The organism is Paenibacillus sp. S-38 (assembly GCF_049942825.1).
Lineage (GTDB): Bacteria > Bacillota > Bacilli > Paenibacillales > NBRC-103111 > Paenibacillus_G.
The window spans coordinates 6,050,750-6,076,976 of sequence record NZ_CP187970.1 but is presented as its reverse complement, the minus strand read 5'-3'; the positions used below and the strand labels follow the sequence as shown (position 1 = coordinate 6,076,976).

Genomic DNA, 26,227 nt, shown 5'->3' with positions numbered 1-26,227 from the left:
ACCCGCTCCTCTCCGTGTAACAAGCCAAGTCAATCTTAGAACTAGGACAGTCCTTTCAAAAAGAAATCAATCGTCTTGCCCGCCTGCTCCGACAAGGAATACTTGCGTCCCGAGATGAGCCACGAGGTGACGACCTCATCCATGCCGCCGAAGATCAGCAGCCGGACGACCTTCGGGTCGAGGCCCTGACGGAACGTGCCGGCATCCATCCCCCGGCGGATCACGCTCTCGATGAGCTCAATGTACGGCTTCACCGCGAGGCCGATCTCCTTGCGCAGCTCAATGGAGCTCTGGCGCAGTTCGATCTGGGCGACGTGGGCCAGATGCACATTCTCCTCCAGCGCCGTGTAATGGATCTCGCAGATCTTGCGGAGCGCCACGTCCGCGGAATCGCCTTCCTGTATGGAGGCGTTAAACTTGGCGACGAGTTCGCCGAGCTTCTCCCGGAGCAGTGAGATCAGGATGTCTTCCTTGTTCTTGAAGTACAAGTAGATGGTCCCGTCCGCTACGCCGGCTTCCTTGGCGATCCGAGAGACCTGGGAGCCGTGGAACCCGTGCTCCGCAATGACTTTCAGGGCCGCCTCGAGAATGAGATCGTATTTTTCCTTTTTCCTACTTGCCAATGAGGTCACCCCGGTGTTAAGATTCAAGTGTAGTGAATGAATGCTCATTCATTTTTCTTAATCTTATGAGAAACCGTACGAATTGTCAATGTGTTTTGAACAGGATTCCGCAAGGTGAAGGCCCCGGCCACATATACCTTAGAGAGAAGTCTTGATCAGCGCGTTCGTTCTAATGAAGTGTATGCGCATCCCGGCCCGTTCTTGTACGGAGGGGAAGCGCAGAGCCCGGTAATCGTCATAAGATTTTTTTGCAGAGAGTATGCAAGCGGTTTCAAAAAAAGGAACAGGCCGCTTGGACCCGGATTTTCAGGCAGATTGTTCGAGCAGATCGAGCGTACTTATGAAAAGGAAGGAGAACAACCTATGCTGCAGATCGTTACCTTCATACTCTTCCTCGGCATCACGGGCTATGCGCTGTACCTGTTCTACCAAGCGGTCTATCACCGGTATCTGTATGTGAGGCTCGGGCAGCCTGTTTCCTTCCGGGAGCAGAACCGGGAGCGCATTCGGGAATTCCTGTCCCAGGTGTTCGCCCAGAAGAAGCTGATGAAGGACCCGAAGAGCGGCATCATGCATATCGTCATCTTCTACGGCTTCATTCTGCTGCAGTTCGGGGCGCTGGATCTCATCGTGAAGGGGCTGACGGGCGGGCGTTCTCTTCCGATCCCGGGCTATGAGGCGTTCAATCTGCTGCAGGAGATCACGGTGTTCCTGGTGCTGGCGGCGATGGGCTATGCGGCGTATCGGCGGTACGGGGAGAAGCTGGCCCGGTTGAAAAAGGGCTGGAAGCCCAGCCTTGTCGTATTCTTCATCTTCTCGCTGATGCTGTCGGTGCTGCTCTCTCTGACCTTCGAGCGGCTCTGGCACGGACACGGGCCTTCGGCGTATGCGCCGATCTCGTCCGTCCTTGCAGCTCCGCTGCAGGGCATCTCCACAGGGGCGGCCGAGGTCTGGTTCTACGTCTTCTGGTGGCTGCATCTGCTCATCCTGCTGAGCTTTCTGGTGTATGTGCCGCAGTCGAAGCATTTTCACATCATCACGGCCCCGGTCAATATCTGGCTGCGCCGTACGGAGCCGGCCGGCCGGCTGAAGAAGCTCGATCTCGAGGACGAGGAGGCGGAGAGCTTCGGCGCGGGGAGAATTGAAGACTTCACGCAGAAGCAGATGCTGGACTTCTATGCCTGCGTCGAGTGCGGCCGCTGCACGAACGTGTGCCCGGCCTCCAATACGGGCAAGGCGCTGTCCCCGATGCACCTGATCACGAAGCTGCGCGACCACCTGCAGGAGAAAGGGGCGGCGGTCACCTCGAAGTCGCCGTGGGTCCCGGCATTCGCCTTCGCCGGAGGACCCGCGCACGGGGCGGCCGAAGAGCGGCCGGGCGTCGAGTTCGCCGCCGCTCCGGGAAGCATCACGAACATCCGGCCGACGCTGGACTGGCAGGGGAAGACTTGGGGGGAGTCGCCGAAGCCTGTGCAGGAGATGGAGCTGATCGGCGACGTCATGACCGAGGAGGAGATTTGGGCCTGTACTACGTGCCGCAACTGCGAGGATCAATGCCCGGTCGGCAACGAGCATGTCGACAAGATCGTCGACCTGCGCCGCCATCTCGTGCTGATGCAGGGCAGCCTGCCGCATGAAGGGCAGCGCGCCATGCAGAACATCGAGCGTCAGGGCAACCCGTGGGGCATCTCGCGCAGCGACCGGGCGAAGTGGACTGGCGAGCTGGAGGGCATCCCGGTACCGACGGTGAAGGACCATCCGGACTTCGAGTACCTGTTCTTCGTCGGCTCGATGGGCTCGTACGATCTGCGCTCGCGCAGGATTACGAAGGCGCTGGTCCGGCTGCTGAACGAAGCGGGCGTCTCCTACGCGATTCTCGGTAACGAGGAGAAGAACTCCGGCGACACGCCGCGCCGCCTCGGCAACGAGATGCTGTTCCAGCAGCTCTGCATGGAGAACATCGAGACCTTCACGAAGTACGGCGTCCGGCGGATTGTAACCGCTTGCCCGCATACCTTTAATACATTCAAGAATGAATATCCCGAATTCGGGCTGGAGGGGGTCGAGATTCTTCACCATACGCAGCTGCTCGACCGGCTGCTTCAGGAAGGCCGGCTGAAGCCGGAGCATGCGCTGAACGAACGCATTACGTACCATGATTCCTGTTATCTCGGCCGCTACAACGATGTGTACGACCAGCCGAGGAATGTGCTGCGGGCCATCCCGGGCGTGCAGCTCGTGGAGATGGAGCGCACCCGGGAGAACGGCATGTGCTGCGGCGCGGGCGGCGGCATGATGTGGATGGAAGAGACGTCGGGCAAGCGGGTGAACGTAGCCCGCACCGAGCAGGCGCTGCAGGTGAACCCGACGGTCATCTCCTCGGCCTGCCCGTACTGTCTGACGATGGTCGAGGACGGGACGAAGATGAAGGAAGCAGAAGAGCGGGTGAGAGCAAGAGACATCGCCGAGCTCCTCGAGGAGTCCGTGTTCGGCACTTCCTCCAAGTTATGACGGAGCAGCATTGCAGCCTGATGGTTCATGCCGGCGGAGATGATCTTTCGGACAGCGGCCAATAAAAGAAGCCTGACGGAGCGCCAATAGAGATGTCCGATCAGAGTTGCACGAGTGTAAAACATGCAAGATGTTGAGCTTACGCAGCGGTTCATGCAGGAGAGGACTTTTATTTACCACTTGGGACTGGGAGGAACGTATCCATGAGCAAAAGCATCCGCAAAGCGGTAGTCATCGGTTCGGGTGTGATGGGGTCCGGCATCGCGGCCCATCTCGCCAATGTGGGCATTGCGTGCCACCTGCTCGACGTCGTGCCGGGGACGCTGACCCCTGAAGAACAGGCCAAGGGCCTGACGCCCGAGCACCCGGCAGTCCGCAGCCGGCTGGCGGCCGGAGCGGTCGCAAGGCTGGCGAAGACGAAGCCCGCACCGCTGTATGACGAGAGCCTCGTCGCCCGGATCACGCCGGGGAATCTCGAAGACCATCTGCATGTGGTCGGAGAGGCCGACTGGGTCATCGAGGTCGTCGTGGAGAACCTGCAGGTGAAGAAGGAGCTGCTCCGGCGCGTGGAGGAGCACTGGAAGCCGGGGACGGTCGTGTCGTCGAACACCTCCGGCATCTCGATTAACGCGATGTCGGAGGACTGCGGGGTGGAGTTCAAACGGCATTTTCTCGGCACCCACTTCTTCAATCCCCCACGCTACATGCAGCTGCTCGAGCTCATCCCCGGGGAGCATACCGACCCTCAGCTACTGCAGGATATGAAGGCGTTCTGCGGCAGGGTGCTCGGCAAGGGCGTCGTGACGGCGAAGGATACGCCGAACTTTATCGCGAACCGCATCGGCACCTACGGGCTGCTCGTCACGCTGCAGGCGATGACGGAGAAGGGCTTCGCGGTCGAGGAGATCGATGCGGTCACCGGGCCGGCTATGGGCCGGCCGAAGAGTGCGACGTTCCGCACGCTGGACCTCGTCGGCCTCGACACCTTCGTTCATGTGGCGAACAACGTGTATGAGAACGTCACGGACGAAGCGGAAAAGCAGGTGTTCGCCGTCCCGGGCGTCCTGCGGACCATGGTGGAGAAGGGCTGGCTCGGCGAGAAGAGCGGGCAGGGCTTCTACCTGAAGCGCAAGGGCGAAGACGGCCGCAGCGAGATTCTGTCGCTGGACCTCGGCACGATGGACTACCGCCCGCAGAAAAAGACCGGCTCCGGCTCGCTCGAAGCGGCGAAGCTGGCCAAGGGGGCGCGAGAGAAGGTCAAGGCGCTGATCGGCGCGGGCGACAAGTATTCGGATCTCGCGTGGGACATTCTCAAGCTCGTGCTCGTGTACTCGGCGGAGCGGCTCGGCGAGATTGCGGATACGGTGCAGGAGATCGACGAAGCGATGCGGTGGGGCTTTAACTGGGAGCTCGGCCCGTTCGAGACGTGGGATGCGCTCGGGCTGGTCAGGTCCGTCAACCGGATGGAAGCCGAAGGGCTGACCGTTCCCGCCTGGGTCAAAGAGTGGATCGAGGCCGGCAACCGGAGCTTTTACCGCCAGGAGGAAGGCCGCACGTTCTATGTGCACCAGGGGGCGTACACGGCGCTCGACCAGCCAAAGGAAGTCATCTCACTGAGGGCTCTGAAGGAACAGAACAAGGTTGTGCGCTCGAACTCCGGCGCTTCGCTGATCGACATCGGCGACGGCATCGCCTGCCTGGAGTTCCACTCGCCGAACAATGCGATCGGAGCGGACATTCTGACGATGATCGGGCAGAGCCTGGAGGAGGTCCGTCGCGGCTTCGACGGGCTCGTCATCGCGAACCAGGGCCGCAACTTCTGCGTCGGGGCGAACCTCATGATCCTCCTGATGGAAGCGCAGGACGAGGAGTGGGAGGAGATTGACGGCATCATCCGCCTCTTCCAGAACACGATGTACAAGGTCAAACGATTCGAGAAACCGGTCGTGGCGGCTCCGCACCGGATGACGCTCGGCGGCGGCGTCGAGGCTTGCATGCCGGCGGACCGGATCGTGGCGGCGGCCGAGACGTACTACGGCCTCGTGGAGGTGGGCGTGGGTCTCATCCCGGCCGGCGGCGGCTGCAAGGAGCTCGCGCTGCGCATTGCGCAGAACAACCCGCATCCGGACAGCGACCTCCAGCCCTACCTGAACCAGGTGTTCGAGACGGTCGGGATGGCGAAGGTGTCCACCAGCGGCCATGACGCCAAGAAGCTCGGGCTGATGACGCCGGGGGACCGAATCGTGGTGAACCAGGACCACCTGATCTACGAGGCGAAGCAGTCGGCCCTGCAGCTCGTCGCCTCCGGCTATGAGCCGATCCGCGAGGAGAAATTCCGCGTGGCGGGCGCCGAAGGCAAGGCGGTGCTGACGCTTGGCGCACTCGGCCTGAGGCAGGGCGGCTACATCAGCGACCACGACCTGCATATCGCGAAGAAGCTCGCCCACGTGCTGGCCGGCGGGGATATGCCCGCAGGCACGCTGGTGACGGAGCAATACATGCTCGATCTGGAGCGCGAGGCGTTCCTCAGCCTCTGCGGCGAACCGAAGACCCAGGCGCGGATGAGCCATATGCTGTCCAAAGGCAAGGCGCTGCGCAACTAACCACGGAGAGGGGACTTGAGGGAATGAGAGAAGCAGTGATCGTATCCATCGCCCGAACCGCCATCGGCAAAGCCAAGAAGGGCGTGTTCGCGCAGACGCGGGCCGAGGACCTGGGCCGGGCCGTGCTCCAGGCGGTGATCGACCGGGCGCCGGGGCTGAGCAAGGAGGACGTGGAGGACGTCATCATTGGCTGCGCAATGCCGGAGGGCGAGCAGGGGCTGAACTTCGCCCGCATCATGTCGCTGTACGCGGGCTTCCCCGTGACGGTGCCGGCGCTCACCATCAACCGGTTCTGCTCGTCGGGGCTGCAGTCGATCGCCTTCGCCGCCGAGCGGATCATGCTCGGCCATGCCGATGTGATCATCGCCGGAGGCGTAGAGAGCATGAGCCACGTGCCGATGACGGGCTTCAAGGTATCGCCGAATCCGAAGATCGTCGAGACGATGCCGGAGGTGTACATCGGCATGGGCCACACGGCGGAGCAGGTGGCGGACCGGTTCGGCGTCACCCGCGAGGACCAGGACCGCTTCGCGGTGGAGTCCCACCGCAAGGCGGCGGCCGCGATCGCGGAAGGCCGGTTCCGCGAGGAGATCGTCCCGTTCGAGGCGGAGTGGACGGTGCTGGATGAGGCCGGGAAGGTCAAGCGGAAGCGGTACACCGTCGACACGGACGAAGGCGTCCGGCCGGACACCTCGCCCGAGGGTCTGGCGAAGCTCCGTCCGGCCTTCCGGCTCGGCGGCAGCGTCACGGCGGGCAACGCCTCGCAGATGAGCGACGGGGCGGCGGCGTGCGTCGTGATGAGCCGCGAGAAGGCTGACATGCTCGGGCTGAAGCCGCTGGCGACGTTCCGCTCGTTCGCTCTCGCCGGCGTGGAGCCGGAGATCATGGGCGTCGGCCCGGTGAAGGCGATCCCGAAGGCGCTGCAGATGGCGGGCATCGGGCTGCAGGACGTGTCGCTGTTCGAGATCAACGAGGCGTTCGCCTCGCAGTGTGTGCAGGTCATCCGCGAGCTCGGCATCGACGAGGCGAAGGTGAACGTGAACGGCGGGGCGATCGCACTCGGTCACCCGCTCGGCTGCACGGGCACGAAGATTACGGCGACGCTGCTGCATGAGCTGCGCCGGCGGGGCGGCGGCTTCGGCGTCGTGTCGATGTGCATCGGCGGCGGGATGGGAGCTGCAGGCGTGTTCGAGGTGCACGGGGCGTAGAGCGGGCACTCTTTTTACTTCATCACCCATATTCAGGAAAAAGGGAGCAGTGATCGGGATGAACAAAGCGGCAGGCAAAGTGGTAGGGGGCAGCTTCATTATTGAAGAAATGGACCCAAGCCGGGTCGTAACCCCGGAGGATTTCACCGAAGAGCACCGCATGATCGCCCAGACGACGGAGGATTTCGTTGCGGGAGAGATCGAGCCGCACGACGAGGCGATCGAGAAGCTGAACTATGAGCTTACGGTAGAAAAACTGCGGGCCGCCGGCGAGCTCGGCCTCCTGGGCGCGGATGTGCCGGAGGCCTACGGGGGGCTCGGGCTCGATAAGGTGAGCTCGACGCTGATCAACGAGCGGCTGACCAAAGCGTCCGCCTTCGCCCTCTCGGTCGGCGCGCATGTCGGCATCGGCACCCTGCCGATCGTCTACTTCGGCAATGAGAAGCAGAAACAGAAGTATCTGCCGGCTCTCGCTTCCGGTGAGAAGATCGCGGCGTACTGTCTCACGGAGCCTTCCTCCGGCTCGGATGCGCTGGGCGCTAAGACGGCGGCCGTGCTGTCCGCGGACGGCAAGCACTATGTGCTGAACGGGACGAAGCAGTTCATAACGAATGCGGGCTTTGCGGACCTTTTCATCGTGTACGCCAAGGTGAACGGCACGGACTTCTCGACCTTCATCGTCGAGCGGACGATGGAGGGCGTGAGCATCGGGCCGGAGGAGAAGAAGATGGGTATCAAGGGCTCGTCGACCTGCCCGCTCATTCTCGAAGACGTGCACGTGCCGGTGGAGAACCTGCTCTGGGAGATCGGCAAAGGCCACCTCATCGCCTTCAACATCCTGAACATCGGGCGCTTCAAGCTCGCTGCGGGCTGCGTCGGCGCGGCGAAAGACGCTATTGCGCTCTCGGCAAAGTATGCCAATGAGCGGACCCAGTTCGGCCGGGCGATCTCGTCGTTCCCGCTCATCGGCAAGAAGCTCGCCGAGATGAACATCCGTACCTATGTACTGGAGAGCATGGTGTACCGCACGGCGGGCCTGTTCGACGAAGGGCTGGCCGAGGTTGACACGAGTTCCCCGCAGGCCGGCGCCCAGTCGGCCAAGGCGATCGCCGAGTATGCGCTCGAGTGCTCGATCAACAAGGTGTTCGGCTCCGAGGTGCTGGACTTCGTCGCCGACGAAGGCGTGCAGATCCACGGCGGCTACGGGTTCATCCAGGAGTACCGGATCGAGCGCATCTACCGGGATTCGCGGATCAACCGCATTTTCGAGGGCACGAACGAGATCAACCGGCTGCTCATTCCCGGCACGCTGATCAAGCGGGCGATGAAGGGCGAACTGCCGCTCATGCAGAAGGCGATGGCGCTTCAGTCCGAGCTGCTCCAGCTGGTGCCGGGCCAGGTGTTCGAGGGCGTACTTGAAGAAGAGACGCATCTGCTGGCCATGGCGAAGAAAATCTTTCTGATGGCCGGCGCCGGTGCCGTGCAGAAGTATCAGACGAAGCTCGAGGCGGAGCAGGAGATCCTCAGCCACCTCGCCGACATCATGATCCTGGTCTTCGCCATGGAGAGCGCGCTGCTCCGCACGAAGAAGCTCATCGGCCGCGCGGGGGAGGCCAAGGCGAAGCATGCGGCCGACATGACGATTGTGTTCGTGCATGAGTCGTTCGACCGCATCCACGAGCTCGCGAAGGAGACGCTGGCCGCCATGGAGACCGGCGACGTGCTGAGGACGCAGCTGTCGGTGCTCAAGAAGCTTACGCGCAGGTCGGCGGTGAACACCATCGAACTCAAGCGCGGCATCGCCGCCAAGGTCATTGAAGCGGAGAAGTACGCGCTCTAGGAAGCCAGATTAGCAGGATAGGGGGGTTCGACTTGTCAGGCCAACCTTGGATTGGACAGTATCCCGCATCCGTACCGCCGACCTACGAGTATCCGCGTCACAATCTGGCTCAGTTCCTGAAGGACTCCGCCGCGAAGTATGGCGACCATCCGGCCTTGTATTTTATGGGCCGGACGGTAACTTACCGGAGCCTGCTTGAGAGTGCCCGGCGCTTCGCGAACGGCTTGCTCGGCCTCGGCGTCCGCAAGGGGGACCGCGTGGCCGTCATGCTGCCGAACTGTCCGCAGGCGGTGATCGCCTACTACGGCACGCTGCTGATCGGCGGGGTCGTCGTCATGACGAACCCGCTGTATATGCCGCGGGAGCTGGAATACCAGCTGAACGACGCGGACGCGAAGCTGATCGTCACCTTGGACCTGCTCTGCGAGCGGGTCCAGGGGGTGATGCCGGCCACGGGGCTCGGGCACCTCGTGGTGACGTCCCTGGCGGACTATCTGCCTTTTCCGAAGAACGTGCTCTATGGATTGAAGCTCCGCAAGGACGGACAGAAACCCGTTGTCGATTATGGGGAGCGCGTGATTTCTTTTTCGAAACTGCTCAAAACGTCTTCTCCGGAGGCCGTGGATGTAGAGGTGGATGCCGGGAGCGATCTTGCACTCATTCAATATACCGGAGGCACGACAGGCCGCCCCAAGGGGGTCATGCTCACGCATCGGAACCTCGTGGCCAATACGATCCAGAGCCGCCTCTGGGCCTACCGGACGAAGGAGGCGCAGGAGAAATATCTTGCGGCCCTTCCGTTCTTCCACGTGTTCGGTATGACGGTGCTCATGAACCAGTCGGTCTATCTGGCCGGCACGCTGATCCTTATCCCGAGATTCCGGGTAGAAGAAGTGCTGACGACGATTCACAAGCTGAAGCCCACCGTGTTCCCGGGGGCGCCGACGATGTACATCTCGCTGATCAACCACCCGGATATCCGGGAATACGACCTGTCCTCGATCGGGTTCTGCATCTCCGGCGCGGCTCCGCTGCCCCATGAGGTGCAGGAGCGGTTCGAGAGCCTGACGGGAGGCAAGCTCATCGAAGGCTACGGACTCACGGAAGCCTCGCCGGTTACCCATGCCAACAACATCTGGGAGGCCCGGAAGCTGGGCTCGATCGGCATCCCTCTCCCGGATACCGAGGCGCGCATCGTCGATCCGCAGAGCGGGGAAGAGGTGCCGCAGGGGCAGATCGGGGAGCTGGTCGTCCGCGGGCCGCAGGTCATGGCGGGCTATTGGAAGCGGCCGGATGAGACGGCGAAGGTGCTGAGGGACGGCTGGCTGTCCACGGGCGATATGGCCCGGATGGATGAGGACGGCTATTTCTTCATCCTCGACCGGCACAAGGACCTCATCATTGCAGGTGGCTACAACATCTACCCGCGCGAGGTCGAGGAGGTGCTCTTCGAGCATCCGGACGTGGAGGAGGCGGTGGTCGCCGGTGTGTCCGATCCGTACCGGGGCGAGACGGTCAAGGCGTTCATCGTGCTGAAGCAGGGGGCCGCCACGGATGAGGAAAGCCTGAAGCGCTGGTGCAAGGAGCGGCTGGCCGTCTACAAGGTCCCGAAGATCTTCGAGTTCCGCGAGAGCTTCCCGAAGACGATGGTCGGCAAGGTACTGCGCCGCAGGCTGATTGAAGAGGGGCAGGAGCCGCCGGGTAAGGATAAAGATCAGGGGGCCTGAATACCCTAATCCTGACAATACGGTCAGAGGGGCTGGAGGGAAGAGCGATGGAGAATATTGAAGGGGGAAGCGAGGCGCATCTGGAGCTGTTAAAAGCCTCCTCGCCCCAGGGCACCTTCTGGGACCATGTCGGCGGCGAGGTGACTGAGTTCGGGCCGGCCCGCGTGGCGGCGGCCCTGAAGATCGAGGCCCATCACCTGAACATGCTGGGCATCCTGCACGGCGGCGTCCATGCCGCGCTGCTGGATTCGATCATGGGGCTGATGGCGATGGCCGTCAGGCCGCTGGAAGCGGTCGTGACGACCAACCTCAATCTGCACTACCTGAGCTCCGTCCGCAAAGGCACTGTCACGGTCAGTGCGGAGCTCATCCACCAATCGCGCCGCATGGTGACGACGCAGGGGTATGTCCATGCGGAGGACGGCACGCTGTGTGCGTACGGAACGGGTACGTTCCGGGTGCTGGAGTCCGGAGCCGGCGGCGGGAAGCCGGCTTCGAAGGCGGAAGAGGATGCGGGCGGATCCAGCGGTCCGGACGCATCGCAAACGTAGAAGACGGGGCGGCAGTTTCACGGGAGGGCAGAGTGGCTCCGGTTCCGGGCAAGGCTGGAGGTGTTTAAGCTGCATAACCACCTATATGCCTAACTAGGCCTCTTTCCCTTGCGCCGAACGGCAAAGACCGCACCCCTTTTAAGGTGGATGCGGTCTTTCAGGCTGTGGACTTAATCCCGAATACGAGGAGGCTGCCTGCTTTGTATACGGCATCTCAAACGGAGCCCTTCGCCCTCCGCGGGAGCCGCATGGAGCACCCGCCGCCGGCTCAATCCTCCCTATTGAAATAGAGGAACTAGGATGCCTTATTGACTTATTTCTCGGTATTTCCCGGCGGGTAGCGGAACTCAGGTGCGCTATGCATGTCCTTTCGCTCCGCAAACGGCCTCATGCATCGAAATAGCGAACTTCCGTTCCGCTATGCGGCTCAGCTGCTCTTTTTTAGGCAGCATAAGGCATCTGAGTTAATCTGAGTTCCGCTATTTTCGCCGGAGGATGCTGTGCGCGGCGGTACTGCGAAAAGGCTGTCCGCAAAACGAAAGACCGCCTCCCCAGTCAAAAGGTCTGGACGATGCGGTCTTTCTTTGCGTCAGCAAACGAGCGAGCCAGTTGGCAGTCCGACGGCGGTGCAAGCGTGTGAACCAGTTGGCGGTCCGGCTGGCGGTGCAAGCGTGTAAGCCAGTTGGCGGACCGGCAGACGGTGCAAGCGAGCGAGCCAGTTGGCGGTCCGGCTGGCGGAGCAAGTGTGTGAGCCAGTTGGAGGACCGGCTGACGGTGCAAGCGAGCGAGCCAGTTGGCGGCCCGGCGGCGGAGCAAGTGTGTGAGCCAGTTGGCAGTCCGACGGCGGTGCAAGCGAGCGAGCCAGCTGGTGGTCCGGCTGGCGGTGCAAGCGAGCGAGCCAGTTGGCGGTCCGGCTGGCGGTACAAGCGAGCGAGCTAGTTGGCGGTCCGACGGCGGTGCAAGCGTGTGAACCAGTTGGCGGTCCGGCTGGGCGGAGCAAGCGTGTAAGCCAGTTGGACGAATTGGCTGTATGCGGGCAAGCAGTTGGCAGTCTGGCGTAGCCACAATGCAGTCCGCCGCTGCCGCGTACGCCGCTGTGGAGCGGCACAAACCAGCCGCGTGCATGCCCGCCGCCGCCCTACAGCTTGAAGCGCAGGATCAGCCCCTGCAGCTCCTCGGCCATGTGCGCCATGGCCCGGGCGGAGGAGGAGATGTCCTCCATCGTGGCGAGCTGCTCTTCGGAGGCGGCCGACACGTTCTGCGCGTCGCCGGCCGAACGGTCCATGATCACGCCGATCTCCTGGAAGGCGGCGTTCACCTGGCCGGCGCCTTCGGACATCTCGCGGGTGTCCGCCGAGGTGCGGGAGATGTAATCGACGACTTCGCCGATCGACTCCTGAATCTCAGTGAAGGCGGCATCCGCTTCGTGGACGGCCGTGATGCCGAGCTCCACTTCATGGGCCGTGGAACTCATGGAAGCGGTGGTCTGGCCGGTCACCGCCAGCATCTGCTGCACGAGCCCGCTGACGTTCTTGGCCGCCTCGCTGGAGAGCTCGGCCAGCTTGCGCACTTCGCCGGCGACCACCGCGAAGCCGCGGCCCTGCTCCCCGGCCCGTGCCGCTTCGATGGCGGCATTGAGCGCGAGCAGGTTCGTCTGATTCGAGAGGCCGGCAATCGTGCGGGCGAAGCTCTCGATGTCCCGGGAATGGTCCCCGAGCGTGCGGACTGAGCCGCCCAGCTCGGCGACCGAGCGGCCGATGCTCGTCATCCGCCCGACGGCCGCGCGGATGCGCTGGCTGCCCTCGGCCGTCTTCCGGGACGTCCCCCTGGCATGGCCGCTGACATTGTCCAGGCTCTCCGAGATGCGGCGGGCCGCGCCGGTGATCTCCTGCAGGCTCCGGAAGCCGGAGCCCACGCTGAGCCGCTGGGTCTCGGCATCGGAGGCGATCCCCTGGATGCTCTCGGCGATATGCTCGCCGGCTTTGCCCGTCTCTTCGGCCGAAGCGGACAGCTCCTGCGAGGAGGCGGCTACCTGCATGGCAGTCGTGTTGATGGCCGTGATGAGCTCCCGCAGGCTGCGTGTCATCCCGTTAATGGACGCAGCCAGCCGGCCGATCTCGTCCTTCGTCGTTACGGGGATCTCCCCGACCGTGAGATCGCCTTCCGCGACGCGGTTGGCTACCTCGACCACGCGGCCGACGGACCGGCGGATGTCCCGCGATACCATCCAGCCCAGAGCCACGATCGCAAGTCCCGCGAGCAGGACGACGGCGGCCAGCTTCAGCTTCAGGGCTTCCATCGCGTCCATCGTCTGCTCGATCTGCCGGCCGGCATTGGCGTCGACGAGTTCTTCCAGCCCGTTGAGCGCATTGCGGGCCGTCCCGAAGGTCTTGTCGAGCCCGTCAAGCTTCGCCGCTTGTGCTTCACGCGAGCCGGGCTGGGTGCCGGCCAGCGAACGGATGACCTCGGCGGAGCCGGATTCCCAAACGGCGATTTCCTGGCCGAACAGGCTGAACTGGGCGGCCAGCTTCGTTTCGGCGTCAGGCGCGAGCAGCTGGGCCTGATTCCGCTTCCAGATCGCCTCGGCTTCACGAACCCGTTCCTTCGCTTGAGCGAGGTTGTCCCGGGTGTCTTTCTCACCGGCCGCGAAAGCTTCAGTTCCGGCCGGGATCAGGAGCAGCTTCTCTGCGGCGACGAGCGCCTGGTACAGGTCGCGGTCGGCATTGAGCAGCGCTTCCGAGCTGCGGTAGGTCGAATCGTGCAGCGAGACGATCAGGTTCTGCTGCATAACACTCATCTTCCGCATGCCATAAGCATTGGTTAGGAGCAGAAGGAGCAGAGGAATCAGAAGCATCATCATGAGCTTGGTACGCAGGCCGAGTTTGTTTAGCATGGTCGGTTTCTCCGTTTCGTTGGGGGCTGGTCCTATTGGCAGGTAGAATTACTGTCTATATCGGCAGTGCCGCCCTCCCGTCTGCATAGGCGTATGGAAGGGATTCCTGTCGGCCTGAGAGGGCTGAAGTCCTACAGAGCCCCAGGCGGTAATCCTGACACGACGGTGGACATGGCAAAAAGCACCGTATCCCCCAAGATACGGTGCACCTGTGCACGCTGCGGCCTCCTCAGGCGGCCGGCCACTCAAGCCGGGCTCGCCGCCCTTGCCTCCCCGCCGCCCTCCAGCTTCTTGATGAACTCGGCCGCCGCCGCCGAGAGGGGTACGCTCTTCAGCGTGATGATGCCGACGCGCGTCGAAGGAAGCGGCGCCTTCAGCTTCACCTCGAAGAGCGTCTTCTCCTCTAGCTCCTTCGCGACGAATTCGCGGGTGACGAAGGAGACGCCGAAGCCGATCTTCGCGAACTCGATGAGCAGGTCGACGCTGCCGAGCTCGATCTCCGGCTCGAGGACGAGCCCCTGCTCCAGGAACTGCTTCGTGATGAAGCGCCGGGAGGAGGAGTTGCGGGAGAACAGGATGATCGGGTAGGCGAGCAGCTCCTCGAGCGAGACGTCCCGTTCGGCGAGTTCGCGGTACTTGGGGCCGGCGACGAAGCAGTCGCGGATCGTGATGCCTTCGCGGACCAGGAGCTGCTCGTCGGTGACGGGCAGGCGGACGATGCCGATGTCGATTTTGCCCTCCTTGAGGCTCCTGACGATCTCGGGGGTTGTGCCGTGCACCAGGTTGATGCCGATCCCGGGGAACTCGCGGTGGAACGACTCCAGGAAGGGGAGCAGGTAATGCTTGCAGAGCGAGTCGCTGCCGCCGATCTGGATCTCCCCGCTCGTGTTGCTGCGCAGCTCCTCCATCTTCTGCTCGGCGAGGGAGATGAAGTTGAAGGCCTGCTCGATGTACGTGTAGAGCACGCCGCCTTCCTTCGTCAGTTCCACCCCGCGGGAGGTGCGGGCGAAGAGCTGCAGGCCGAGACCTTCCTCGAGCAGCTTGATCGAATGGCTGACGCTCGGCTGCGTGATGTAGAGCTCTTTGGCGGCCTTCGACAGGCTGCCGGAGCGGGCGGTGAGGTAGAACACTTTGTACAGCTCAAAGTTGATCATATGGATATAGACACCCTCTATAGCGAGTATTCAAGATATCAATTACATATATAAGCATGCTCTTTATTATAATGAAGGGAGAAAAAGTTGACAATGCACCTGGGAGGGCGATGACTTGATTACCGTAGATACTTCGGTTGAACATCTGAGCATTAACACGATCCGCACCCTGACCATCGACGCCGTAGAGAAGGCGGGCATGGGTCACCCCGGCATGCCGATGGGCGCCGCGCCGATGGCTTACACGCTTTGGAGCCGTTTCCTGAAGCACAACCCGGCGAACCCGAAGTGGGTCAACCGCGACCGCTTCGTCCTGTCGGCCGGCCACGGCTCGATGCTGCTGTACTCGCTGCTGCACCTGACCGGCTATGACGTAACGCTGGAGGACCTGAAGCAGTTCCGCCAGTGGGGCAGCCGGACGCCGGGCCACCCGGAATACGGCCACACGGCCGGCGTGGAAGCGACGACCGGTCCGCTCGGCCAGGGCGTGGCGATGGCGGTCGGCATGGCGATGGCGGAAGCGCATATGAGCGCGGTGTACAACAAAGAAGGCTATCCGGTAGTCGATCATTACACCTACTCCATCTGCGGCGACGGCGACCTGATGGAAGGCATCTCCGGCGAAGCATCCTCGCTGGCAGGCCACCTCAAGCTCGGCAAGCTCATCGTGCTGTACGATTCGAACGATATCTCGCTTGACGGCGAGCTCAGCATGAGCTTCTCCGAGAGCGTGAAGGCGCGTTACGAGTCCTACGGCTGGCAGTACCTGCGCGTGGAAGAAGAGAACAACATCGAAGCGATTGCCCTGGCGATCGAAGAAGGCCGGGCCGACCTGTCCCGTCCGACCCTGATCGAGATCAAGACGACGATCGGCTACGGTTCCCCGAACAAAGCGGGCAAGGGCGGCCACGGCGGTACGCACGGCTCCCCGCTCGGCAAGGAAGAGCTGCGCCTGACGAAGGAAGCGCTCGGCTGGCCGCTCGAGCCGGACTTCTACGTGCCGGAGGCGGTCACGTTCCACTTCGCGGAGCTGCAGCAGCGCTGGAGCGCGGAAGAGCTCGAGTGGGAGAAGCTGTGGAGCGGCTATGCGCTGGCTTATCCTGAGCTTGCGCAGCAGCTCAAGTCGGCCGTCAGCGGCGAACTGCCGGAAGGCTGGGATGCGCACCTGCCGGTCTTCTCGCCGGAAGACGGGGCGATCTCGACCCGTACAGCTTCGGGCAAGGCGCTGAACGCGCTGGCGAAGGGCATCCCGAGCTTCATCGGCGGCTCGGCCGATCTCGCTTCCTCCAACCTGACTGCACTGAACGGCGAAGATGCCTTCAGCGCGAAGAACTATGCGGGCCGCAACCTCTGGTTCGGCGTGCGTGAGTTCGCGATGGGCGCGGCGGTGAACGGCATGCTGCTGCACGGCGGCCTGCGCGCTTACTGCGGCACGTTCCTTGTGTTCAGCGATTACCTGCGCGGCGCTATCCGCCTGTCGGCGCTGATGAAGGTGCCGGCGATCTACGTCTTCACGCACGACAGCATCGCGGTTGGCGAAGACGGCCCGACGCACCAGCCGATCGAGCAGATTCCGTCGATGCGCCTGATCCCGGATCTGACGCTGTTCCGTCCGGCGGATGCGAACGAGACGTCCGCGGCATACCGCTATGCGGTAGAAGCGGCCGAAGGCCCGTACGTGATGGCGCTGTCCCGCCAGAACCTGCCGGTGCTCGAAGGCACCCGCGAGCTTGCGGCGGCGAATATCCACCGCGGCGCTTATGTGCTGTCTGACGCCGAGGGCGGCGCTCCGGACGTGCAGCTCGTAGCGACCGGTTCCGAAGTGAGCCTCGCGCTGAAGGTCAAAGAAACGCTGGCCGCGCAGAACATCAAGGCGCGCGTGATTTCGATGCCGAGCCGTGAACTGTTCGAGCGTCAGCCGCAGGAATACCGCGACGAAGTCATCCTGCCGGGCGTGAAGGCGCGTGTGGCGATCGAGATGGCCTACCCGTCCGGCTGGGACGAAGTCCTCGGCGGCGAAGGCTTCACCATCGGCATCAAGCAGTTCGGCGCATCCTCCAAGCCGGACAAAGTGATCTCCGAGTACGGCTTCACGCCGGAGAAGATCGCGGAGCGCGTCGTGCAGAAGTTTTTTGCTTAATCACATGCGGGAGAACAGTCCCCGGCCGGTCCGGCCGGGAGGCTGATTCGCCGCTTGATCAATACCTATCAGACCAGGGAGAGATGAGAAGATGAAACTGTTTATCGATACGGCGAACGTTGAAGAAATCCGCAAAGCGCATGAGCTGGGCGTGATTGCAGGGGTAACGACGAACCCTTCCCTGATTGCCAAGGAAGGCCGCGACTTCTTCGAAACGGTAAAAGAAATTATCTCCATCGTCGGCGATCTGCCGATCAGCGCGGAAGTCATCTCGCTCGAAGCGAATGAAATGGTCGAGCAGGGCAAGAAGCTGGCCGCTCTCGGCTCCAGCGTGGTCGTGAAGCTGCCGATGACCGAAGAAGGTCTGAAGGCGACGAAGATCTTCTCCGAGCTCGGCATCAAGACGAACGTAACACTGATCTTCTCCTCCACGCAGGCGCTGCTGGCGGCAAGAGCGGGGGCGACGTACGTATCTCCGTTCATCGGCCGTCTGGACGACATCAACCAGGTGGGCATGAACCTCATCAAGGAAATCTCGGATATCTTCAAAATTCACGGCATCACCTCCGAGATCATCGCGGCGTCTGTACGCCACTCCGCACACGTCATCGAATCGGCTCTCCACGGCTCCGACATCGCGACAGTTCCATACAAAGTGATCCAGTCCATGACGAAGCATCCACTGACCGATGCGGGCATCGAGCGCTTCCTGGCCGACTGGGAAGGCGCGAAGCAAAGCGTATTCTAGGTCAAGGTATCCACCTGCCAACTTTATATGATCCCAAAGCCGTTTCCGGGCCTTGTTTCGGAAGCGGCTTTTTCGCGTGCGGGAGCGTTCTCATTTTATGGCGAATTCAGGAAAAGGGGGAGGAATTCTGTCGTGTTGGGAGAATTATTTATTAAGAAAAGTTAATAATAAGCATTATTTTGGAACGGAAATGAGGAGCAAGTATGCAGTGGATCAAGGATGCCAAGCTGAACAGCAAGCTCATGCTTATGATTCTCATCCCGATGCTGGGGGTCCTGTATTTCTCGGTAACGGCCATCGCGGGAAGAATAGCGGAAACCCGCAGCATGTCGGAGCTGCAGCAGATGACCGGGCTCGCGGTCCGGTTTAATGGCGCCGTACACGAGCTTCAGAAGGAGCGGGGCCTGGTCGCCGGATATTACGGGGAGCAGGGAACGGTAGGCATGGCGGAGATGAACAGCCAGCGGGCCGAAACCGACCGGTTCTTGACGGAGCTACGCAGCAGTCTGACAGGGGCGGAGGGAGGGAAGTACGGCAGCCGGTTCGAGAGCCAGCTAACCAAGGCGATGAGCCTGCTGGGCCGTCTCGCGGGGGAACGCTCGAAGGTGGATCAGAAGACGGCAACGGAGCTGGAAGCCCTGGATTACTACCGGGAGCTCATAGAGACACTGTTCGGCTCCATGGAGGCGATGACCCATACCGGCACGCATCAGGAAGTCGGCAATATGCTGTCCGCCTACATCTACCTGTCGAAGAGCAAATATGCCGTAAGTCGGGAGCGTACGCTCTTCAATCATGCTTTTTCCGTCAATACGCTGAGCAGGTCGCTTGAAGTGCAGGCCAGTGTTCTTAGAAGCGAACAAATGCTCTACTACAGCGTCTTCGCTTCGTTCGCTCCCACCGAGATGGAGGAGTTCTTCCGCGCTACGGTCCGCGGTGAGCCGGTGACCGAAGTGGACCGGATGGTACAGGCGGCCCTGGCCACCGGGGTGGATAAGCCGCTGAATATCGATCCGTCCGCATGGTATAAGGCATCTACTCAGAAGATCGATCTCTACAAAGAGGTGGAGACCCGCTTCTCCGAGCTGCTGCTCTCTACCCTTGAGCGGATGAAGCAGGAATCCATCTCCTCGCTGATCTTCATGATTATCCTGAATGTGCTGATCATCGGTCTGTCCGTCCTGTTCATTCTGACGATCTCACGGATGCTGCTTCGGAAGATCGGTGCGCTGCGCCGCGCTACGGAGCTCATCCTGCAGGGGGAGACGGACGTCAGAATCGATGTGCATTCGCGTGACGAGTTCGGCCAGCTGACCGAGGCGTTCAACCAGATGGTGGAGAGCACAAGGAATGTCATCGCCCAAGCGGACCGGATCTCCCAAGGGGATTATGAGCTGACGATCGTCCCGAGGTCCGACCGGGACCGCCTCAGCTTCGCACTGACGGAGATGCTGACGTCCCTGAAGGAGACGAAGGCGGAGAACGAGCGCCAGTTCTGGTTGAAGACACAGCTGGCTCGTCTGACAGGGCTTGCCCAGGGGGTTGCCGATCTGCAGACGCTCGTTTCCATGCTCGTCTCCGAGATTGCTTTTCTGGTCGAGGCTGGCCAGGCGGCTTTCTATGTGAGGGAGCGCAGCCGGGTAACGGCCGGGGAGACCGGCTATGTGCTGCTCGGCAGCTTCGCATACCAGGAGCGCAAGCACCTATCGAACCGGTTCCGGCCGGGGGAGGGTCTTGTCGGCCAGTGTGCGCTGGAGAAGAAGCCGATCCTGCTGACCGGTGTGCCCGAGGATTATATCCGGATCACGTCGGGGCTCGGCGAAGCGAGCCCGCGGGCGATCCTCGTGCTTCCTGTGCTCTATCACGATGAGACGGTGGCTGTCCTGGAGCTTGCTTCGTTCGGCGGATTCACGGATATCCAGCGGGATCTGCTCCACCAGCTCACGGAGCTGCTCGGCGTCATGATCCAGAGTGTCGTGGGCCGTCAGCGTACCGAAGAGCTTCTGCGGGAATCCCAGAAGCTGGCCGAGGAGCTGCAGACCCAGCAGGAAGAGCTGCGCACCGCGAACGAGGAGCTGGAAGAGCAGACCCGCATGCTGAAGCAGTCGGAGGAGAAGCTCCGCATACAGAGCGAGGAGCTGCAGGCGATCAACGAAGAGCTCGAGGAGAAGACGAACTACCTCGAGCATCAGAAGGCGGATATCGAGCGGCAGAACGCGGAGATTCAATTCTCAAAGACGGAGATCGAGAAGAAGGCCGAAGAGCTGGCGCTGGCGAGCCGGTACAAGTCCGAATTCCTCGCGAACATGTCCCACGAGCTGCGGACGCCGCTGAACTCCCTGCTCATTCTGGCCAAGTCGCTCGCGGCCAATGATGAGGGCAACCTGACCGAGGATCAGATCGAATCCGCCAAAATCATTCACAGCGGCGGACTGGATCTGCTCACGCTCATCAACGATATCCTCGACCTCTCGAAGGTCGAGGCCGGCAAGATGGATATTCTCCGGGAGGAAGTCCGGCTGGCCGGCATTCTGCGCCATCTGCAGAACCAGTTCGGGCATGTGGCGCAGGAGAAGGGGCTGGATTTCAAGCTGGAGCTGGCTCCGGGACTGCCGGAGACCATCGTGACCGACGGCCAGCGGACCGAGCAGATTCTGAAGAACCTGCTCTCGAACGCCTTCAAATTCACCTCCCGTGGCAGCGTCACGGTGAGGATCTATGCGCCGGACCCGAAGACCCGCTTCATGAGCGGAGCACTCGTGCCGGAGGAGACGGTGGCGCTGGAGGTGCGGGATACCGGCATCGGCATTGCGGCCGGCAAGCAGCGCGCGATCTTCGAGGCGTTCCAGCAGGCGGACGGCTCGACCTCCCGCCAGTACGGCGGCACAGGCCTTGGGCTGACGATCTCGCGGGAGCTGGCGAAGCTGCTCGGCGGCGAGATCCAGCTGCAGAGCCGGGAAGGGGAGGGCAGCGTGTTCACCCTGTACCTGCCAATCGGCGGCAGCCGCGTGCAGGCCGGGGGGGCTGATGCGGCACAGGAGGCCGTCCGGCCATCCGCGCCGGAAGCGCCCCGGAGCGGACTCACGCAGGAGCCCGAGGATGTCCCTTCCCCGGCATCAGCGGAGGCTGATCTTCCGGCGCAGCCGGCGAAGGTGTTCATCCCGGATGACCGCGAAGCGCTACTCGGTGCCGGGGGCGAGAGGGTGCTGCTGATCGTCGAGGACGATCCCAAGTTCGCCAAGGTGCTCATGGACCTTTCCCGCAAAAAGGGCTTCCGCTGCCTGGCCGCGGGGGACGGCTTCAGCGCCCTGCAGCTTGCCAAGCAGTATGTGCCGACGGCCATCCTGCTCGATCTCGGGCTGCCGGACATGAGCGGGCTCAAGGTGCTCGACCATCTCAAGTTCCACAGCGAGACGCGGCACATCCCCGTTCACATCGTGTCAGGCCGGGACGAGAGCGCAGTATCCCTGCAGAAGGGGGCCATCGGCTTCCTGCCGAAGCCGGTGGCGGCCGAGGAGCTCGAAGGCGTCTTCGCCCGGTTCGAGGATGCGCTGCAGGAGCGGATCAAGCAGGTGCTTGTTGTCGAGGACGACGCGGGGAACCAGAAGGCGATCCAGGAGCTGCTCCGCGGCAAGAATGTGGAGATCCACAGCGTCTTCTCCGGGCGGGATGCCCTAGAGCGGATGAAGGCGCAGACCTACGACTGTGTGATCCTCGATCTGAAGCTGCCTGACATGACGGGCTTCGAGATGCTCCAGCGGCTTGTGGCCGAGGGCGAGAAGGCGCTGCCGCCCGTCATCATCAATACGGGCAAGGAGCTCACGCAGGAGGAGTACAGGGAGCTCGGTTCGTTTACGGACAGTATCGTGATCAAGGGGGTCAACTCGCCGGAGAGGCTGCTTGACGAGGTCTCCCTGTTCCTTCACAGCGTGAAGCGGGCGCTGCCCGATGAACGGAAGCCGGCGCTGCGGCCGCTGGAAGAGCTGGACGTGTCGCTGAAGGGGCGCAAGATTCTGCTCGTGGACGATGACCTGCGCAATACGTTCGCCCTGTCGAAAGTGCTCCGCCAGCATGGGCTGAACGTGGTGATGGCCGATAACGGCAAGCTCGCCCTCGAGAAGCTCGAGAACGAAGAAGACATAGAGCTTGTGATCATGGACATCATGATGCCGGTGATGGACGGCTACGAAGCCATGAAGCGCATCCGCGCGAACCCGAAGCATGCGGCGCTCCCGATCATCGCTTTGACGGCCAAGGCGATGGCGGGAGACCGCGAGAAAAGCATAGAAGGAGGGGCCAACGACTATATGACCAAGCCGGTGGATACGGATAAGCTGCTGTCCTTGATCCGCGTGTGGCTCTCGGTGTAGCCCGATGGACGCCAAGGAAGCGGAAAAAATAGAAATTGACCTGCTGCTCGAGGCCATTTACCGGAGATACGGATATGATTTTCGGGGCTACGCCCGTTCTTCGCTGATCCGCAGGCTCCATCATATCCGCCAAAAGGCTGGAGCCCCGCACATGGCCGACCTGATCCCGAGGGTGCTCCGGGATGAGACGTTCCTGAGGCGCTTCCTGCTCGACATGTCGGTGACGGTGACGGAGATGTTCCGTGACCCCGAGTTCTTCTATGAGCTGCGGACGAAGGTGATTCCGGTGCTGAAGACGTACCCGTTCGTCAAGATCTGGCATGCGGGCTGCGCGACCGGGGAGGAAGTGTATTCCATGGCGATTCTGCTGCAGGAGGAGGGCTTCTATGACCGGGTGCAGATCTACGGGACCGACATGAACGCGGAATCGCTCGTTACGGCCCAGGAAGGCATCTACCCGCAGGAGAATATCCGCAAGTTCACCGCCAATTATCTCAAGAGCGGCGGGAGAGCCTCCTTCTCGGACTATTATCATGCGAAGTACGGGATGGCGAAGATGAACGAGAGCCTGAAGAAAAATATCGTGTTCACGCAGCACAACCTTGTGACCGACGAGGCGTTCGGCCAGATGCACCTGATCCTGTGCCGCAATGTGCTGATCTACTTCGACCGGAATCTGCAGGACAAGGTGCTCGGCCTGTTCGGCCGCAGTCTCGGCCACCGCGGGTTCCTCTGCCTAGGGAGCAAGGAATCGCTGGATTTTGCCGATAACGGAGACCAGTTCGAAGCTCTCGTGCCGAAGTGGAGGATCTTCCGCAAGCAGCTTCCGGAGCTCTGAGGAATGAAGCGGAGGGGGAGATGGGCATGAGGCGCTATGAAGCGGTGGTGATCGGCGTGTCCGCGGGCGGGCTCCATGCGCTGTCCGTCCTGCTCGGCTGTCTTCCGGGGGACTTCCCGCTCCCCGTGCTGGTCGTCCAGCACCGGCTCGAGAGCAGCGACAGCTATCTCGCCGAATCGCTGGACCGTTCCCTGCGGATTCGGGTGAGGGAAGCGGAGGACAAGCTGGAGCTCGAAGGGGGCTGCGTGTACCTCGCGCCCGCGGGCTATCATATGCTTGTCGAGGAAAGCCGCACGGTGAGCCTGTCGGTGGATCCGCGGGTGAATTATTCGCGGCCGTCAGTCGATGTGCTCTTCGAGAGCGCGGCCTACGTATACGGGCCAAGGTGCATCGGCGTCGTGCTGACGGGGGCGAACGGAGACGGCAGCGCCGGGCTTGCCCGGATTGCAGACTCGGGTGGGCTGGCGGTGGTGCAGGACCCGGAGGAAGCGGAGTATGACGCGATGCCGCGGGCGGCGATCGCCGCGGTGAAGACGGAGCACATCCTGCCGCTCACGGGGATCGGCAGCCTGCTGTGCAGGCTGGCGCAGGAAGAGGAATAGGGGTTTTTATTATGGAGGGGGCGGCCCTGCGTGATGGACGCGGCTGTCCGCACGCTGACTCGCCAAGGGGGAGACACGGTTATGGGAACCGAGAGAAACCGGGAACCTCAAACCAAGATACTGGTCGTAGACGACCGACGGGAAAATCTGTTTGCCATGGAAAAAACGCTGAGAACGCTCGGCTGCGAGGTCTATACGGCGGAGAGCGGCAATGAGGCGCTGTCTTACACGCTGCGCCACGATTTTGCGCTGCTGCTGCTCGATGTGAATATGCCGGAGATGGACGGCTTTGAGCTCGCCGAACTCCTGCGCATGAACGAGGAGACGAAGAACATTCCGATCATCTTCGTGACAGCGATCAATAAGGAAGACAAGAGCGTGTTCAAGGGGTACGAATCGGGGGCGGTTGATTACCTGTTCAAGCCGGTCGATACGGATATTCTGCTGAGCAAGGTGAAGGTGTTCCTCGAGCTGAATATGAAGAGAAAAGAGCTGGAGCTCATCCAGGCCGAGCTCGAACGCAGCAACCGCAGCCTGCAGGAATTCGCGCAGGTCGTCTCTCACGATCTGAAGAATCCGCTGAATGTGATTACCGGACTCTGCGAGCTGATGGAGGCCAAGCATGCGGAAGGCCTCAGCCCCAAGGGACGGCAGTATGTCGCCCATATCTCCAGCGCGGCCAAACGGATGACCTCGCTGATTACGGATATTTTGAGCTTCTCCCAGGCGAATGCCCAGCCGGGCCAGCTGACGGAGGTGGACCTGAACCGGGTGTATGAGGATGTGCTCGCCGATCTGGACAGCCGCCTGAAGCAGACGGGAGGGTGCGTGGAGAAGCTCGATCCTCTCCCGGTGGTTGAGGCCGATCCGACCCAGATGTATCAGCTGCTGCTGAACCTCATCGGCAATGCCGTCAAATATCACCGGCCGGACACTCCGCCGCGGGTACGGGTGTACGGGGAGGGGACCGATCAGGATCATCAGGTGGCGTTCGTCATAGAGGACAACGGGATCGGCATGAATCCGGAGGACATCCCCGCGATCTTCACACCGTTCCAGCGTCTGGACAACGCCAAAGGGTTCGAGGGTACCGGACTCGGGCTGGCGACGGTCAAGGGGATTCTGGAGCGCCACGGGGGAGACATTGCGGTGTCCTCGAGACCGGGTGTGGGCACGAAGTTCCGCGTGGTGATGCAGGCCCGCGGGGGAGCTGCGCAGGGGGAATAGAACAGGGCCGATGGACAGTACGGAAGAATATACGGATCCGGAGCAGCATGGAACTTTCCATGCTGTTTTTTGCATGCTCGGCTTGTCGTACCATGTTTATCATCCGGCGGTCTAAAAATTCCAGATGCTTCTGCCGATATCTCCTTGAGGTGAGGAAACTTTTACATATCGAAGGAGAATAGACAATGTACATACGAAAATTGCTCGCTCCGCTGCTGGCGTTCGTCCTGCTGGCCGTTTCCGGCTGCTCTGCATTGAAAGACAATGAAAGTCAAAATACGGAGCCCCTCCGCGTGGGTATTCTCCTGTCCAATGTTGGGCTTGGGGATGAGTCCTTCAGCGATGCGGGTATCAAGGGCCTGATCCGGGCCCGCGACGAGCTCGGCATCCGCTTCGATTACCGGGAGCCTGGTAACGACAAGACTTCTCAGGAGCAGGCTCTCGAGGAGCTGGCTGCACAGGGCAGCGAGCTGATCATCGGCCTCGGCTTCTCGGCCAAGGAAGATCTCGAGAAGGCGGCGAAGAAGCATCCCGAACTGCCGTATCTGCTGGTCGACGAAGTATCCGACCTGCCTAACGTAAGCAGCATCACGTTCAAGGAAGACGAAGGCAGCTTCCTTGTGGGCGCGATTGCCGGCATGAAGTCGAAAACCGGCGTGATCGGGTTTATCGGCGGGGTCGATGTGCCGATCATTCACAAGTTCCAGCGTGGCTTCGAGCACGGGGTCCGCAGCGTCTCCCCGAATGCGAAGGTACTGTCCGCGTATGCCGGCACGTTCGGCGACGACCAGAAAGGCGCCGAGCTTGCGGGCGAGATGTTCAAGGCCCGGGCCGACATCATCTTTCCTGCGGCAGGCTTCACCGGCGTGGGCGCGCTGAAGGCCGCCGAGCAGGCGGGCCGGTACGGCATCGGTGTCGATACAGACCAATTCTTCGTTGCGGAGAAGGCGGTGCTGACGTCCATGCTCAAGAATGTCGATGTGGCCGTGTACCAGGCCGTCAAGGAATTCAGCATGAACCGTGCCTTCGCCGCCAAACAGGTGCAGCTGGGACTGAAGGAGCAGGGGGTCGATTATGCGCCGGTCCGCCTCCTGGGCTTGTCCGAAGAGGAGGCCGCCCGGCTGGAGATGCTGAAGAAGCAGCTGAAGGAAGGCAGTCTCACGATCCCCCAATAGAAAGGAACCAGGATACC

The 26,227-nt window shown here is 61.9% G+C and carries 16 protein-coding genes; 13 read left to right on the top strand and 3 right to left on the bottom strand.

Annotated features, from left to right (window positions below):
- Positions 1 to 41 precede the first annotated feature (41 nt).
- Positions 42 to 623 (bottom strand): TetR/AcrR family transcriptional regulator, encoded by a 582-nt coding sequence (locus tag ACP26L_RS26855; RefSeq protein WP_426455103.1) that lies wholly within the window; start codon positions 621 to 623, stop codon positions 42 to 44.
- Positions 624 to 986: 363 nt separating this feature from the next.
- Here ACP26L_RS26855 and ACP26L_RS26850 point away from each other — a divergent pair, with 363 nt between their 5' ends.
- The 6 genes from ACP26L_RS26850 (at position 987) to ACP26L_RS26825 (ending at position 11,063) form a co-directional block, all read left to right on the top strand.
- Entirely contained in the window at positions 987 to 3,134 is a 2,148-nt protein-coding gene (locus tag ACP26L_RS26850) for a (Fe-S)-binding protein (protein ID WP_426447982.1), read from the top strand.
- Between the two features lie 203 nt (positions 3,135 to 3,337).
- On the top strand, positions 3,338 to 5,737 hold the full coding sequence (locus ACP26L_RS26845) for a 3-hydroxyacyl-CoA dehydrogenase NAD-binding domain-containing protein (RefSeq protein WP_426447980.1): 2,400 nt from the start codon (positions 3,338 to 3,340) through the stop codon (positions 5,735 to 5,737).
- A gap of 23 nt (positions 5,738 to 5,760) precedes the next feature.
- Positions 5,761 to 6,945 (top strand): acetyl-CoA C-acyltransferase, encoded by a 1,185-nt coding sequence (locus tag ACP26L_RS26840; protein WP_426447978.1) that lies wholly within the window; start codon positions 5,761 to 5,763, stop codon positions 6,943 to 6,945.
- Between the two features lie 58 nt (positions 6,946 to 7,003).
- Positions 7,004 to 8,785, top strand: coding sequence for an acyl-CoA dehydrogenase family protein (locus tag ACP26L_RS26835; RefSeq protein WP_426447976.1), 1,782 nt, complete (start codon positions 7,004 to 7,006; stop codon positions 8,783 to 8,785).
- A 32-nt stretch (positions 8,786 to 8,817) separates the two neighbouring features.
- Positions 8,818 to 10,512, top strand: coding sequence for a long-chain-fatty-acid--CoA ligase (locus ACP26L_RS26830; protein WP_426447974.1), 1,695 nt, complete (start codon positions 8,818 to 8,820; stop codon positions 10,510 to 10,512).
- 47 nt (positions 10,513 to 10,559) lie between these two features.
- Positions 10,560 to 11,063: a PaaI family thioesterase gene (locus ACP26L_RS26825; RefSeq protein WP_426447972.1), complete on the top strand. Its 504-nt coding sequence runs from the start codon at positions 10,560 to 10,562 to the stop codon at positions 11,061 to 11,063.
- 1,138 nt (positions 11,064 to 12,201) lie between these two features.
- Here ACP26L_RS26825 and ACP26L_RS26820 read toward each other — a convergent pair.
- Together ACP26L_RS26820 and ACP26L_RS26815 are read right to left on the bottom strand one after the other, a co-directional pair.
- On the bottom strand, positions 12,202 to 13,956 hold the full coding sequence (locus tag ACP26L_RS26820; protein ID WP_426447970.1) for a methyl-accepting chemotaxis protein: 1,755 nt from the start codon (positions 13,954 to 13,956) through the stop codon (positions 12,202 to 12,204).
- A gap of 245 nt (positions 13,957 to 14,201) precedes the next feature.
- Positions 14,202 to 15,110 (bottom strand): LysR family transcriptional regulator, encoded by a 909-nt coding sequence (locus tag ACP26L_RS26815; RefSeq protein ID WP_426447968.1) that lies wholly within the window; start codon positions 15,108 to 15,110, stop codon positions 14,202 to 14,204.
- 115 nt (positions 15,111 to 15,225) lie between these two features.
- Here ACP26L_RS26815 and tkt point away from each other — a divergent pair, with 115 nt between their 5' ends.
- The 7 genes from tkt to ACP26L_RS26780 all read left to right on the top strand — a co-directional run bounded on the left by tkt (position 15,226) and on the right by ACP26L_RS26780 (position 26,210).
- A complete protein-coding gene (gene tkt, locus ACP26L_RS26810) occupies positions 15,226 to 17,250 on the top strand; it encodes a transketolase (protein WP_426447966.1) in 2,025 nt (674 codons plus the stop codon).
- 91 nt (positions 17,251 to 17,341) lie between these two features.
- Complete coding sequence (gene fsa, locus ACP26L_RS26805; RefSeq protein WP_013919716.1) at positions 17,342 to 17,998, top strand: fructose-6-phosphate aldolase; 657 nt, start codon at positions 17,342 to 17,344, stop codon at positions 17,996 to 17,998.
- 203 nt (positions 17,999 to 18,201) lie between these two features.
- Positions 18,202 to 22,368, top strand: coding sequence for a response regulator (locus tag ACP26L_RS26800; protein WP_426447964.1), 4,167 nt, complete (start codon positions 18,202 to 18,204; stop codon positions 22,366 to 22,368).
- Between the two features lie 4 nt (positions 22,369 to 22,372).
- The gene (locus ACP26L_RS26795) at positions 22,373 to 23,206 is read left to right on the top strand and encodes a CheR family methyltransferase (RefSeq protein ID WP_426447962.1); all 834 of its coding nucleotides are present in this window, start codon (positions 22,373 to 22,375) and stop codon (positions 23,204 to 23,206) included.
- A 26-nt stretch (positions 23,207 to 23,232) separates the two neighbouring features.
- Positions 23,233 to 23,808, top strand: coding sequence for a chemotaxis protein CheB (locus tag ACP26L_RS26790; protein ID WP_426447961.1), 576 nt, complete (start codon positions 23,233 to 23,235; stop codon positions 23,806 to 23,808).
- A gap of 33 nt (positions 23,809 to 23,841) precedes the next feature.
- Positions 23,842 to 25,035 carry a sensor histidine kinase gene (locus tag ACP26L_RS26785; protein ID WP_426455101.1) on the top strand — a complete coding sequence of 398 codons (1,194 nt, stop codon included), beginning with the start codon at positions 23,842 to 23,844 and terminating at the stop codon, positions 25,033 to 25,035.
- A gap of 185 nt (positions 25,036 to 25,220) precedes the next feature.
- Positions 25,221 to 26,210, top strand: coding sequence for a BMP family lipoprotein (locus ACP26L_RS26780; RefSeq protein ID WP_426447959.1), 990 nt, complete (start codon positions 25,221 to 25,223; stop codon positions 26,208 to 26,210).
- The last annotated feature ends 17 nt before the right edge of the window (positions 26,211 to 26,227 follow it).

Excerpts from the sequence above, each read along its gene's own strand:
- ACP26L_RS26800 (WP_426447964.1), top strand. The coding sequence starts at position 18,202 with ATGCAGTGGATCAAGGATGCCAAGCTGAACAGCAAGCTCATGCTTATG.
- ACP26L_RS26795 (WP_426447962.1), top strand. The coding sequence starts at position 22,373 with ATGGACGCCAAGGAAGCGGAAAAAATAGAAATTGACCTGCTGCTCGAG.
- ACP26L_RS26850 (WP_426447982.1), top strand. The coding sequence starts at position 987 with ATGCTGCAGATCGTTACCTTCATACTCTTCCTCGGCATCACGGGCTAT.
- ACP26L_RS26785 (WP_426455101.1), top strand. The coding sequence starts at position 23,842 with ATGGACGCGGCTGTCCGCACGCTGACTCGCCAAGGGGGAGACACGGTT.
- ACP26L_RS26820 (WP_426447970.1), bottom strand. The coding sequence starts at position 13,956 with ATGCTAAACAAACTCGGCCTGCGTACCAAGCTCATGATGATGCTTCTG.
- ACP26L_RS26835 (WP_426447976.1), top strand. The coding sequence starts at position 7,004 with ATGAACAAAGCGGCAGGCAAAGTGGTAGGGGGCAGCTTCATTATTGAA.
- ACP26L_RS26790 (WP_426447961.1), top strand. The coding sequence starts at position 23,233 with ATGAGGCGCTATGAAGCGGTGGTGATCGGCGTGTCCGCGGGCGGGCTC.
- fsa (WP_013919716.1), top strand. The coding sequence starts at position 17,342 with ATGAAACTGTTTATCGATACGGCGAACGTTGAAGAAATCCGCAAAGCG.
- ACP26L_RS26840 (WP_426447978.1), top strand. The coding sequence starts at position 5,761 with ATGAGAGAAGCAGTGATCGTATCCATCGCCCGAACCGCCATCGGCAAA.
- ACP26L_RS26780 (WP_426447959.1), top strand. The coding sequence starts at position 25,221 with ATGTACATACGAAAATTGCTCGCTCCGCTGCTGGCGTTCGTCCTGCTG.
- ACP26L_RS26825 (WP_426447972.1), top strand. The coding sequence starts at position 10,560 with ATGGAGAATATTGAAGGGGGAAGCGAGGCGCATCTGGAGCTGTTAAAA.
- ACP26L_RS26845 (WP_426447980.1), top strand. The coding sequence starts at position 3,338 with ATGAGCAAAAGCATCCGCAAAGCGGTAGTCATCGGTTCGGGTGTGATG.
- ACP26L_RS26815 (WP_426447968.1), bottom strand. The coding sequence starts at position 15,110 with ATGATCAACTTTGAGCTGTACAAAGTGTTCTACCTCACCGCCCGCTCC.